The 12,568-nt window shown below is 34.4% G+C and carries 14 protein-coding genes and 1 pseudogene; 8 read left to right on the plus strand and 7 right to left on the minus strand.

Features of this window, described 5'->3' with window-relative positions; translation table 11 throughout:
• The first annotated feature begins 387 nt into the window (after positions 1-387).
• The 6 genes from LDM90_RS00210 to LDM90_RS00235 are packed head-to-tail and all read left to right on the plus strand — an operon-like array spanning position 388 to position 5,690.
• Positions 388-1,404 (plus strand): LacI family DNA-binding transcriptional regulator, encoded by a 1,017-nt coding sequence (locus LDM90_RS00210; RefSeq protein ID WP_223896129.1) that lies wholly within the window; start codon positions 388-390, stop codon positions 1,402-1,404.
• A 52-nt stretch (positions 1,405-1,456) separates the two neighbouring features.
• Positions 1,457-1,933 carry a PTS sugar transporter subunit IIB gene (locus tag LDM90_RS00215; RefSeq protein WP_187154220.1) on the plus strand — a complete coding sequence of 159 codons (477 nt, stop codon included), beginning with the start codon at positions 1,457-1,459 and terminating at the stop codon, positions 1,931-1,933.
• A 9-nt stretch (positions 1,934-1,942) separates the two neighbouring features.
• Positions 1,943-2,746 (plus strand): PTS mannose/fructose/sorbose/N-acetylgalactosamine transporter subunit IIC, encoded by an 804-nt coding sequence (locus tag LDM90_RS00220; RefSeq protein WP_198214055.1) that lies wholly within the window; start codon positions 1,943-1,945, stop codon positions 2,744-2,746.
• Complete coding sequence (locus tag LDM90_RS00225; RefSeq protein WP_198214052.1) at positions 2,739-3,563, plus strand: PTS system mannose/fructose/sorbose family transporter subunit IID; 825 nt, start codon at positions 2,739-2,741, stop codon at positions 3,561-3,563. The genes LDM90_RS00220 and LDM90_RS00225 overlap by 8 nt, the downstream gene beginning before the upstream one ends.
• A gap of 8 nt (positions 3,564-3,571) precedes the next feature.
• Entirely contained in the window at positions 3,572-4,003 is a 432-nt protein-coding gene (locus LDM90_RS00230) for a PTS sugar transporter subunit IIA (protein WP_223896130.1), read from the plus strand.
• Entirely contained in the window at positions 3,996-5,690 is a 1,695-nt protein-coding gene (locus LDM90_RS00235; protein WP_198214049.1) for a glycoside hydrolase family 13 protein, read from the plus strand. The genes LDM90_RS00230 and LDM90_RS00235 overlap by 8 nt, the downstream gene beginning before the upstream one ends.
• 493 nt (positions 5,691-6,183) lie before the next feature.
• Here the strand turns inward: LDM90_RS00235 and LDM90_RS09390 are convergent, their stop codons facing one another.
• The 3 genes from LDM90_RS09390 to LDM90_RS00245 are packed head-to-tail and all read right to left on the minus strand — an operon-like array spanning position 6,184 to position 8,197.
• Positions 6,184-6,318, minus strand: coding sequence for a hypothetical protein (locus LDM90_RS09390; RefSeq protein ID WP_274381230.1), 135 nt, complete (start codon positions 6,316-6,318; stop codon positions 6,184-6,186).
• A 24-nt stretch (positions 6,319-6,342) separates the two neighbouring features.
• Positions 6,343-6,609 (minus strand): DUF2087 domain-containing protein, encoded by a 267-nt coding sequence (locus tag LDM90_RS00240; RefSeq protein WP_198212822.1) that lies wholly within the window; start codon positions 6,607-6,609, stop codon positions 6,343-6,345.
• On the minus strand, positions 6,599-8,197 hold the full coding sequence (locus LDM90_RS00245) for an ABC transporter ATP-binding protein (RefSeq protein ID WP_198212821.1): 1,599 nt from the start codon (positions 8,195-8,197) through the stop codon (positions 6,599-6,601). The genes LDM90_RS00240 and LDM90_RS00245 overlap by 11 nt, the downstream gene beginning before the upstream one ends.
• A gap of 186 nt (positions 8,198-8,383) precedes the next feature.
• Here LDM90_RS00245 and LDM90_RS00250 point away from each other — a divergent pair, with 186 nt between their 5' ends.
• Together LDM90_RS00250 and LDM90_RS00255 are read left to right on the plus strand one after the other, a co-directional pair.
• On the plus strand, positions 8,384-8,566 hold the full coding sequence (locus LDM90_RS00250; RefSeq protein WP_223896315.1) for a helix-turn-helix domain-containing protein: 183 nt from the start codon (positions 8,384-8,386) through the stop codon (positions 8,564-8,566).
• 30 nt (positions 8,567-8,596) lie between these two features.
• A pseudogene (locus tag LDM90_RS00255) lies at positions 8,597-9,184 on the plus strand (Rgg family transcriptional regulator); the annotation flags it as partial.
• Here LDM90_RS00255 and LDM90_RS00260 read toward each other — a convergent pair.
• From LDM90_RS00260 to LDM90_RS00275, 4 genes are read right to left on the minus strand one after another with little or no spacing between them, the layout of a single operon-like run.
• Positions 9,181-10,050 carry an ABC transporter ATP-binding protein gene (locus tag LDM90_RS00260; protein ID WP_223896132.1) on the minus strand — a complete coding sequence of 290 codons (870 nt, stop codon included), beginning with the start codon at positions 10,048-10,050 and terminating at the stop codon, positions 9,181-9,183. The pseudogene LDM90_RS00255 and the gene LDM90_RS00260 sit on opposite strands and share 4 nt — an antisense overlap.
• A gap of 1 nt (position 10,051) precedes the next feature.
• Positions 10,052-10,825, minus strand: coding sequence for a hypothetical protein (locus LDM90_RS00265; protein ID WP_223896133.1), 774 nt, complete (start codon positions 10,823-10,825; stop codon positions 10,052-10,054).
• Between the two features lie 12 nt (positions 10,826-10,837).
• Complete coding sequence (locus LDM90_RS00270) at positions 10,838-11,314, minus strand: hypothetical protein (protein ID WP_223896134.1); 477 nt, start codon at positions 11,312-11,314, stop codon at positions 10,838-10,840.
• The gene (locus tag LDM90_RS00275) at positions 11,311-12,429 is read right to left on the minus strand and encodes an ABC transporter permease (protein ID WP_223896135.1); all 1,119 of its coding nucleotides are present in this window, start codon (positions 12,427-12,429) and stop codon (positions 11,311-11,313) included. Before LDM90_RS00275 ends, LDM90_RS00270 begins: the two co-directional genes overlap by 4 nt.
• Positions 12,430-12,568 lie beyond the last annotated feature (139 nt).

Raw genomic sequence — 12,568 nt, forward strand, 5'->3', positions numbered from 1 at the left:
TATATAATTAGGATATTTATTAATTTTAATTGAGGACTAACTTTCTCTATTCGATCGGAGTTAGTCCTTTTAGTTTAGTCTTGATTGTTTCTGAGTGCATCTAACAATTATACTCTCTATAGTGACTTTCAATTTACTTTATGTTTTTGTCTACTAGCCAAATTTATTTTGAAAAACTGATAAGTGAGATTGATTATAATTTATAGAATAGTTACAGCTGAAAATTTAATCATATGAGTATAGTTAAAATAAGGGTTGATTTACTTATAATATATAGTTTATTCGTAAAATAGCGCTTGCAAAACAAATTCAGCTGTATTATGATAACGATACCATAAAAATTAAATTGTGGTTTAAACTTTAAACAAGGAGGATTGGAAAATAGCAGTGAAGAAAAATGTGACAATTTCAGATGTTGCAAAGCTTTCAAATATATCTGTTTCGACTGTTTCTCGAGTGATCAATAACAGCCCACACGTATCACCACAAAAAAGACAATTAGTTTTAGATGCGATGAAGCAATTGGGATATAAACCATTGGCATCAGCAAGAAGGCTGAGAGGAAGCAAAGCTAATACATTAGTTGTTACTGTTCCTCGAATTACTAATCCGTTTTTTGCAAGCTTAGTGAACATAATTGAATTGAACTTAGATGTTAATAATTACAGTACTATTCTTGTTCAAACATTTGGCCGCAAAGATAAAGAACTAGCAGCACTAGAAATGTTAAGAACTCAAGAAGTAGACGGAATAATTCTATGTTCTTTAGAAAATTCATGGTCGACAATTTCATCATATTTAGACTTTGGAGCGATTGTCTTAGTAAATGAATATCTTAAAAACGATCGAATCCCTATAATTCGAGCAAATCAATATGAAGGATTTAAGTCTACAACACAAAGTTTAATTAATTCCGGATATCGTAAAATTGCCTACGTAACTGGACATAAAGAGATCATTTTAACTAAAACAATCAATAATGATTTAAATACTGATCGCTTTCTAGGCTTTAGAGATGCTTTAAATAAAGCAAACTTGTCGTTTAATCCAGATTGGTTTTTTCCTCATTGCCAAACTATCAAGGATGGTAGAAAAATCATTGATAAAATAGTAGATCTTAAAAATCGACCTGACCTAATAATAGCTGGTAGCGATGAAGTAGCTATTGGAATGCTTGAGGAAGCAAGAAATTTAGGTATATCAATACCAAAAGAAGTAGCTATTCTGGGTGTCGATGATCAGCCTACCAGCGCTGACTTGTTCATTCCACTTTCAACAATTCGGCAACCTATTGAAGAAATGGGCCAAAAAGCCGCACAAGCAATTTTAGAGTCAATCGCGGATCCCAGTTATAATTCAAAGCAAGTGTTTAACTTAGAATTTATTAAAAGAAAATCAACATAATTTTTTATTTTAATTTGGTATCGATACCAAACAAAAAGAAAGGAAACACAAAATGAGTGTAGTTTTAGCAAGAGTTGATCAAAGATTAATTCATGGAATCGTTGTTACCCAGTGGGCAGGCTTTCTTAAAGCGAAAAGACTGATGGTAATAGATGATGTAATAAGTAAAGATGAGGTACAAAAAGCTGCCATGCGAATGAGTAAGCCTGCAGGTACTGGAATGTCTATAATTGATACTGCTACAGCAATAAAGAATTTTCATGAAGGTAAATATGATAACCACAATGTTTTCTTAATAGTTAAAGAGCCATCAACCATTTTGACCTTGATTAAAAATGATATCAAGATTCCTAAAGTTAATATCGGTATTATGTTTGACGGCCCAGATAAAAAAGAAGTACATAAAATGGTTGCAGTAAATAAGCAGGAAATAGCTGATTTTAAGGCTATTGAAAAATTAGGGGTACCGGTAACTTTTAGGTATGTTCCGTCAGATACAGATCAATCATTGAATATGTATATTAAATAAGGAGGAAATATGTTAGTTCTTCAAGGTTTTTTAACAATTTTACTATCTTTTTGGGCAGTTATTGATCAGCAAGGATTTGTAATTACGACCTGGTTTCCTATAATGATGGCTTTATTTATGGGCCTGATTACTGGGGATATGCAAACAGCGATGATCATTGGCGGGACGTTTCAGTTAATGGCTTTGGGCGTTGCGAATATTGGCGGATCTTCAGTACCTAATTGGGGTTTAGCAACAATAGTTGGAATTTATATTGCTACTAAAACCACGCATAATATTGCTGACGCAAAAGCTATAGCGCTGGCAGTTGGAGTCCCAGTTGGAATGATTGGTATTCAATTGGACGTGTTAGCCAAAGTTATTAATACTTACGTTGCTCATGCAGCTCAAAAGGCAATGAATGCAGGTAAATTCAAAAAAATGAACCGTATTTTATGGATTGGACCCTTTGTTTTTGGTTTATCCACTGCCCTTCCCACCGCATTAGTTGTTTGCTTTGGCAGCACATTGGTAAAAAGTGTGTTGCACTTCATTCCTGCTTGGGTAACTAACGGGTTATCAATTGCGGGTTCAATGCTCCCTGTAGTTGGTATTGCAATGCTACTGCAAGTTATGCCAGCCAAAAAATATCTTTCAATGCTTTTAATTGGTTTCTTCTTGTCAGGTTATCTGAATATACCCATGATGGGAGTATCGATTGTTGGACTGGCAATGGCATACTACTTCTATGTAACTACCGTCAAAACAAATACAACAACTAGTACATCAAGCGCACTCTCAGCGGATGAAGAAGGAGACGATTTTGATGAATAATACAAATAATGAGGCTGAAAAAATGAATTTAACCAAAAAAGATAGAAGAATAGCTGCAACTCGTTATATGTTTATGGCATGTAATGATTTTAACTACGAAACTCAACAAGCACCAGCAGTAGTATATGGCCTAGAGAAAGCTCTGCGGAAAATTTATCCTAATGATGAAGACTATAAAAAGTCTCTCAATAACCACTTCAATTATTTCAATACTACTACATGGATGGCAAATATTTTATTAGGTGCTAGTCTCGCTATGGAAGAAAAAGATGGTGTCAAAGCTATTGACACTGTTCAAAGTTTCAAGACAGGAATGATGGGACCATTAGCTGGAATAGGTGATACTTTAATTTGGGTTTTATACCCAACAATTATTGGCTCAATTTCTGCATACATGGGACTACAAGGGAATCCAACAGGTGCAATTATTTGGTTATGCTTGAACTGTATGTTTCTCTTCTTTAGATATAAGCTTTTTGATTTAGGTTACGATTCCGGCATTAAATTAGTTACAACTTTAGGTGATAAGATTTCAACATTTACTGAAGCCGCTTCGATCATGGGACTAACTGTTATTGGTGCACTGATTCCCTCAGTAGTAAAGATTAACTTGGCACTTAATTTTAAAGTTGGAAAAGTTAATCTAAATATTCAAGAGGGTATTTTGGACAAAATTATGCCTGCGTTATTACCAGCAATATTAACATATTTTGTTTATAAGGCATTGATGAGTAAAAAGGTAACTGTCATTCAAATCATATTCCTAGTAATCATATTCTCATTAGCAATGTCCTTTTTTGGAATTTTAAAAGCGTAGAGGTTATTATGAATCGAAAAATTCTTATCGCTAGTCATCATAGAATGGCATTTGGACTGCTAGATACTTTGAAATATATTAATCCAAATATTGAATCTATTGCTACTTTAAACGCCTATCTATCAAATTTACCTATAGAACAAGAAATTGAAAAAAGCTTAGAAAATGTTAATTTAGGCCACGATGAATTGATAATATTTACGGATTTACCAGGCGGCTCGGTTAATCAAGCTTTTGTTCCTTATCTAAAATATGAGCACGTTCAATTAATTTCTGGAATGAACTTACCTTTAGTTTTAGGAGTTATTCTTTCGTTGCCATCAGATGATAATTATTTAAAACCTGAAGAATTAAGAAAATTGATCATTGAAGCAAAAGAACAAATTATCTATGTAAATGATCAATTTAGTAATATGGAGCTTGATGAGGAAGATGAATAAGTTGGAAAAGCAATGGTGGAAAAATAGTGTTGTTTACCAAGTATATCCTAAAAGTTTTAAAGATAGTAATGGGGATGGCATCGGAGACATTCAAGGAATAGTATCTGAGTTACCTTATTTATCTAAATTAGGTGTAGATGTTATTTGGCTAAATCCTATATATAAGTCTCCTATGGTTGATAATGGCTATGATATATCAGACTATTATCAAATTAATCCACAATTTGGTAATTTAGAAGATTTCAAGCAATTATTACATGCTGCCCATCAATTAAATTTGAAAATAATTTTAGATTTGGTTGTTAATCATACTAGTGATCAGCATAAGTGGTTCAAAGAAAGCAGAAAATCTAAGAATAATCCGTATTCTGATTATTATATTTGGAAAGATCCTAATCCAGACGGTACACCTCCTAATAACTGGGGGTCTAGTTTTGGTGGCCCTGCATGGGAATATGCACCGGAGAGAGGGCAATACTATCTGCATTTATTTGCCAAGGAACAACCTGACTTAAATTGGGAAAATAAAAATGTTCGTCAGGACGTTTATAGAATAATGAAATATTGGCTAGAACTAGGAATTGATGGCTTTCGGATGGATGTTATCAGCTTGATATCTAAAGATCCAACTTTTCCAGATGGTCCTTTGATTCAAAATAAATCATATGGAAACTACTATATCGGCGCTTCCAATGGTCCTAAGGTTCATCAATATCTTCAAGAAATGTATCGTGAAACTTTAGCTCATTATAATGTTATGACTGTTGGAGAAACAGCCCATACTAACAGTCAACAAGCTGTATTATATACAGCTTCGCAAAGACATGAACTAAATATGGTGTTCCAATTTGACCACATGCATTTGTCATATGGTGTAGACGGAAAATTTTCCAATAAAAGATTTAATTTGGTTGATTTAAAAAGAGTTTTAAGCGAGTGGCAGGAAGTGATGATTAAAAATGATGGTTGGAACAGCTTATATTGGAGTAACCATGATCAACCCCGAGCAGTAACTCGGTTTGGTAATGATCAACCTGAATGGAGTGATAAGTCAGCCAAAATGCTTGGCACTATTTTACATATGCAATGTGGCACACCTTTTATTTATCAAGGTGAGGAGTTAGGCATGACTAATGCTAAATTTAAAGATATTAATGATTATAGAGATATTGAAACACATAATATCTATGAAGACTTCATTAATAATAAGCATTATTCAAAAGAATATACTTTAAAAACCATTTATTTGAATTCCCGTGATAATGGTAGAACCCCTATTCCGTGGAATGAAAATGGCGGCTTTAGTACAGGAAAGCCTTGGATAGACTATAATCCCAATTATTCACACATTAATGCTGAAGATAATTTAAAAGATCCTGATTCTGTTTTTTATTACTATCAGAAATTAATTCGCTTACGGCATGAAATTCCAATCATTACTGAAGGTGATTATCAATTATTGGATCCCGACAATCCATTTACGTACACGTATTTAAGAGAAACTTCAACACAATACTTATTTGTAACCGGAAACTTTACGGCAGATAAACAAGAAATCAAGGTACCAAGTAAGCTTCATTTTAAAAATAGTCGTTTATTGATAAATAATTATCAATTTGATCAACAATTAGGAAAACAGGTTGAACTACCGCCATATGGAGCTGCTGTCTATATTTTAGATAAATAAAATTATGATTGTTCCTACTTAACGTAAAGAAGAAATGTATAGATAAAAGGCACTAAGCAATGATATGACCCCCAAATTTAGGACAAATTTGGGGGTTATTTTTATGTCTAAATTATCTAAACAAGATAAAGTTTAAATCTATCATCTTTGGCACGATTATCAAACTTGAACTGTATTTTATATTGGGATTGTCCTTTAGTAATAACAATAATTTCTTTGTTTAAACAAAGCGTGAATGATCGAAAAATTCATAGCAATTTTTTTGAAAATTACCTGAACGATATTTACCTGCCAAATCGTATATACCGCTAGATATAAATTCACTTATTTTTCATTACACCACGGTCATATAGTATATTTTTAATTCGGTCACTCATTATTGTTTCCCCCAAATTTCCATAATTTCTTTAACTCCTCTTAGATTATGATACATAGCCTTATCAGAACCATAAACACCCTGGATAGTTTGTTTTTCACCGTTAATATCAAGTTTCTATTCTTTGGATTGTAACATATTTAATAGATCTCCTGCTCTTTCATTTAAATAGATTGCAAAAGCATTAGGCACTCTTACTGACAAACTTTCAGGTGGCTTAGCTACAATAATATCCCAAATTTTATCCTTCAATTGCTGACATACATTGTTTGCTTTTTAATTTTCTTCGTTTAGCCAGTAAATTCGACCATCATCCGTTCTCTTTAAAAGATGATTTTCAATCAAATCTCGCCTTCTGGTAACATAATCTGACACAAAATGCATTAAAATCAGGTTTACTTCCTGTTCAGAATATTTTTTAGCAGGATCAAATTTAGTTGCCAAATATTGTAAAATCAGCAACCGGTTCTTAGCCTTACCAGGCCAAACTTTAACAACTCCATCATCATCAATATAGCGCATTAATACTTCTTTATTCTTCATTTTCTCCATTTAAATTAATTATCCGATCAAATAATGATTTTTCAGTGGCAGAAATTTTATGAGCCACTTCAATCACAGCCATGTTCGACTGCTTTAACAGTGTTTTGTGAATTGCAAGTGACAGTTCTGGATCAAGGGCACTAGTAGCTTCATCAGCGAGCAATACTGGCCGTTCAGAGAGAAAAGCACGTGCAATTTCAATTCTTTGGATTTGTCCTCCGGATAAATTTGCCCCCTTTTCACCAACCTGATAATCCCAGCCTTTTTCATCCACGAGTTCAGTTAGTCCCGCCGATTCAACTGCTTTAGCCAAACTTTCTGGAGAAGCCTTCCGCCCCAGTAAAATATTAAACTTAATTGTATCATCAAAGATAAACGGCTTTTGGTTAACGTAACTGAAATTATCGTGGGCTTTGGTCCAGTTGCCAGTGACATCTTCACCATCAATATAAACATGACCTTCACTAGGTTTAATTTTACCTAACATTAAATTTAACAATGTAGTCTTTCCCCAACCACTTGGTGCCATGAGCAAGATTTTTTCATTAGGTGCTACGGTAAGATTAAGATGAGTGAAAATTTCTCTGCCACCTTGACTGTAAGTTGCATCTTCAACTTTCAAACCAGTAAACTGACCAGTTTTTGCATTTTTAGTACTGTCAGCTGAAAAAGACAAAGCCTGCTCTACTTTATCCCACATCGGCTTAGTAGATTTGATTGCATTCAATTGTTCAAAAATATTTACTATCGGGTTAATAAATTCATTGGATAGTTGCACTATCATAATTAAGGTACCAACACCAATCTGTCCTTGCAGCATTAAGATGGCTCCTACTAGAAACGGCAGTATAAAGCTAAAAATATCTGCAAAAGCCATAATGACTTCTCCCGCAGCAGCTTGTGTGAAGTTTAAGTTCTTTAATGCTTCTTCCATTCTTTTGGCACTATTAACCACTTTACTAATAGTCGAACTTTGGGCATCGTATAAGCCGACAGTCTGCGCTCCGTTTAACCCGTCATTCACACTCTGAGTGTATGCGATGTTATTTGTCTCCCAAACTTTTGCTTTTGCTTGAATTGTTTTGGTAAAAGCCCTTTGCACTAGTCCAGGAATTAAAGTAGTTACCATAAAAATTAAAGTTAAAATCCAGGAATTGATTAAACCAACTACTACTGATAGCAAAAAAGAAACTAATTCTGCAATGATCATTAGTTCATTTGTAGTCTTAGACGTCTCTATCTGTTTAAGATCGTTGGTCATCAGACTTAAACCATCCTTTTGTGAATCACTGCGCTGTTCAATCAGATAGCTCATCGTTTTGTCTTTAAGATAAACATTGACATCTTGAATAATAGCGCACTTGATATAACGGTACACAAAATTAGACAACATAATAATTAAGATTGTTGCGGCACCAATGCCGGCAATTCTAATTAAATTGCCACTGTCGCCTTGACGATATTGCGCTGCATTTAACATGATCTTAGTGACATATGCAATTACCACATTGCCAAATGCCATTACTATTGCTAAAAGTGTGTAGGCAACGAGTTTCCATTTAGGTGCGAATTTTAATGAAGATTGCATTTTTCTACTCCTTCTTTATTATTAAAACGGTTAAGATATTTTTTTGATTAAACATATTAAAGCATGAATTATTTTTCTCGCTTTTTTATTTCTCATATATGAGAAAAAAGTGCATAATATCTTAAAAAGGACGAAATAACATGCAGTCAGGAATTGAATTTAAACAATTAAGGAAAAAAACAGCATATTACGCTTAAAGAAGCAGCTAAAGGCATTTGTTCCATTCAAATGCTTTCCCGCTGGGAAAATAATCAAGGCCATATGGATTTTAACCGGGTATTAAAACTGTGCGAAAGAATTAGTTTATCGGCAACTGAATATATTGCACTTGCTAAAGTCGACCCAAAGGATCACATTGCCCAAATTTAAGAAGAGTCTTGGAATAACCACGACAAAAACTATTTGAAAAAACTGGCTCAAGCGGCATTAAATAAATACGAGTCAAGTCAAGATCCTTTTGACCTCGACTATGCAGCAATAGCCTGCAGTTTGTATTATAAAACTTCACAACACAACATCTTTCCTGTAGCCCAGCAAAACGAATTAAACCATCAGTTAAGTAAGATAACTGTTTGGGGTCATGAATTTCTCTCACTTTTTGCCAATGTTATCCCTATTATTAGTCCCAGAATCATTTACCAAATCTCTGTTCAGGTTATCAGTAATATTTCTTTTATTAAAAAAGCAGGAGAAGGTACATTTCATTTTGGTATAGCAGCTCTATTTGAAGCTGTAATTGGTTTAATTACAAATAGTCAGTTTAAATTTGCAGATAAACTGCTAACACCAATAAACCAGATTGACTTACCAGATAACGAAATGTTGTTAATTGTTGGGCGCATATTTTTAAATGCAATTCTTACATTTCACAATACTGCCAATGATGAAGCAGCTGTCTCAATCATTCATTTTTTAACTAATATGGACATGCAAACTACGGCTGCTTATTTTCTGCAAATATTAAATCAGGTTAAAGCTTTAAACTAATCATAAAATTTATTAAATAAGTCTTCGATATCAATTCTTTCAACTGCGTATTGAATATCAGCTCTAACTAAGCTGGCTATAAGTTGTGTCAGCTTATCCTGCTCAATTTTTTCTAGAGGAACTAATATCAGGTTATTAGGCAAGGTTTCGTAGTCATAACCGGCTAGCAACTTAGTCGTTTCAGGGGTAGTCTGCATCTTTAAATACCGTTTATTTTGCTTTTTATTGTCTAAATCTTCGATGATGTGTCCTTTACCCATAAACAAGACCCTGTCAGCATATTGCTGCAAGTTAGACAAAAGGTGTGAAGCCATAATGATCAACTTGTTTTCATCCTTTAGTTTAAGAAGCATTTGGGAAATTAAAGCCACATTCTGCGGATCGAGTCCATTCATTACTTCATCTAACAGCATTACAGGAGAATCAGCTGCTACTACCATTGCAAAACAAAGTCGCTGTTTCATCCCTAAAGAATAAGTCTGTACTTTCTTATCCACGTAATTTTCCATTTGCAAGTCAGTAATTATTTGCTCAACGGGCTTTTCAGAATTGTGCCAAAGATCAGCGTATAAATTAAGATGATCCCGTCCAGTCATAAAGGGAAACAGGTCGCTTTGTGCAGGAAACGAGCAGATTTCCTGGTGTAATTTAATCGTGTCTTTTTGTGTTTGATAACGTGTATTTTCATATTCAACAAACCCTTTTTGCGGTGACAGATTATGCAAAATAACGTTGATCAAGGTCGACTTCCCCGTACCATTAGGCGCTACGAGACCAACGATCTCGCCCTGCTTAAATTCCAAGTTAACATCGTCTAAAACAACGTTCTTACCAAATGCCAATGTGACATCTTTTATTTTTAACATTTTAATCACCTCGTCTAACTAAAGGGATGCTTTTAATTTGCGTGAACAAAAACAGTAAAATTTCAATGACAAGTGCCAGACAAATGAGTGGCCCTAAGCCAGCAGTAAAGCCCCATCCGGGTGCATCCATCAAATAAGCCAAGTTGCCAGTAATACTGTCACCGATAGAAAAGTAAGTCATAGGCCATTTTTCCAAAAACGGGTAAACAAAACCCATGCCCAATGAGAAGTAAAGCATTTTCGCACTGATAGCAAACAGACTGCTAAGCATGCCGGCAACATATTCGTTACGCAAAACGATTGACAGCAGAATTGTTAACCTGATAAAGATAAACGAAATAATGATTGCAAAAATGATAAACTGCAAATAATACATACCTAGTGTTTCAGTCCTAAAGGTTGCTTTGAAGTTTATTTTGCCTAAATAATCAACAGTATTTAGTCTTAATGATCCCAAACCATATCTAGGTGCTATACAAAGAAGAGCAATTATCCCAGCTGCTACAAAGTCAAGCAAAGCCCCTACTTCAACGACTCCAGTTTTCAACCATAAAATGGTACGTTTACTTAAAGGAATATTTTCCAAGACCGTATAATATTTCCTGTCATTAGTCACAATGTCTGCAGCAAAGAAACAAACTATCACTACCATGATTAAGACTGTCCAGCCAGAAAGTGAGTTTTGAATTACTTGTAAGGCTGTGCGTTCTTCCAAAATATTTTTATTCAGCTCTGTTTGCTTATCCTTTTTACCTGCTAAAAGTGCGTTATACAAGTGATACGTCCGTTAATAGCCAAAATGACCGTCCTGCTTAAAATTATCATTTTGATTGTACGCAGCTGGATACAAAAAGTTTTGGTTACCTTCTACAAAGATTAACTCGTCAATATATTGATAACGAGCACTGGCGTTTTTAGCATAAGCATCCCAGTCTTTTTTCTTTATAGCAAGCAATATTTTTTTATCATAAGATAAGACCTGTGGGTAAGTACTGACAGCGTCCACTGCCCCTTTGCTAGGAATATAATCATAACCTGGCCTCTTGGAATAAGCAATCTCTTGCCTCGCCACTTTCAGAAAGGCCGTATCGTCAATATATTCCTTTCCGATAGGTTTGGCATCGACCTGTTCAATTACCTGGCGGTTAGGCACACTGACCAGACTAAAATATAAAGACATAATCACAGTGGCAATAAACAGTCCAATATTTTTGGGATTAATCAAAAAAGCCTTCAACTGAAAGAGGAAATAACGCCATTTCATCGTGCAATACCTCCTTTATTAACCAGGTGTCTGAACCAGATGATCAAAATAAATGACCAAACTAATAGGATACAGCCGCTGGTGACAAGGTTTAGCCCTGCAAATCCAGTTTTACTTGCCACAGTGCCATTAAGCACATTATTAACATTTAAATATGCAGATGGCAGCCAAACAATAAATTTAAGCATTTTGGCAGGCAAATACGTTAATACATATAGAGCAATACCAATAAAGGTAGTGAGATATACATTTTTAGTCAACTGGTTAAGAAGTAAAGTTAAACTGGTCACAAATACTACCAATACTGCGGTATAAAGTAAAAAGAGCAAACAATCCAGCCAGACAGGGATTGCTATTATTTTATTAAAGTAAAAAACGTTAGGATAATTTAAACTGCGAAAGCCATTTCGTAAGCCGGCAAAAAGATATGCACCAACTAGTCCAATAAATAAAGGACCCAAGGCTAAAGCCAAATTGATCATGGTTTTGCCTTTAACCTCATCTTCTACACGATAAGGGATATTGCGTAAAACCGTATCATGATCCAACTTAACCATCCACACATCATTAGAAATAAGCAAAATATAAAAGAAAATAAAAATAGCCACAAAATTGAGAATATAGATTAAATACGTTGCTGATGCCTTTGAATTCATAACTGCAGGTATATGATGACGATATAGATATTTATACGTAACTAATCTTTGATGCAATTGATATTTGGGTGGAACATTCAATGTGCTGGCACCCAGATAATTATTGCGGTAGCCATCTAACATGGTTTGAAATAAAGTGATCGATCCGTCTAGATAAGTTTGCGGATCACTTAAAACTTCTCCATTTTGCAAACTGGCAATGCTGCCTTCCTGGGCGTTTAAATTGTCATAAGTCTCTTTATATTCTTGTTTGCGTAATAGACTGCTGTCAAAATAACTGATATTAACCTCAAGAGAATCATAGTATGAGCGCCACTGACGGTAGTTATCTCCCAAGTTTTGAGCTTTAACCACTAGTACAAAGAGAACCATGAATAAAACCAAAGCGCCCATTAACAGAATATTTTTCTTTGATTTGCGTGCAATATTAAAATTTGCCTTAAAATAAGTTCTCTTCATGGAAATGCCTACCTGATTTACAAAAATGAAAAGTAATTAACAATGATTTTATCATATTTTATTCAGCTTTATTATAGCTAAAAGCAAAGTTAGTTTCTTAAGCACCATTTATAATAAATTCGGCACAATTGCATCAACG

The sequence above is a fragment of the Lactobacillus huangpiensis genome (assembly GCF_019972815.1).
Lineage (GTDB): Bacteria > Bacillota > Bacilli > Lactobacillales > Lactobacillaceae > Lactobacillus > Lactobacillus huangpiensis.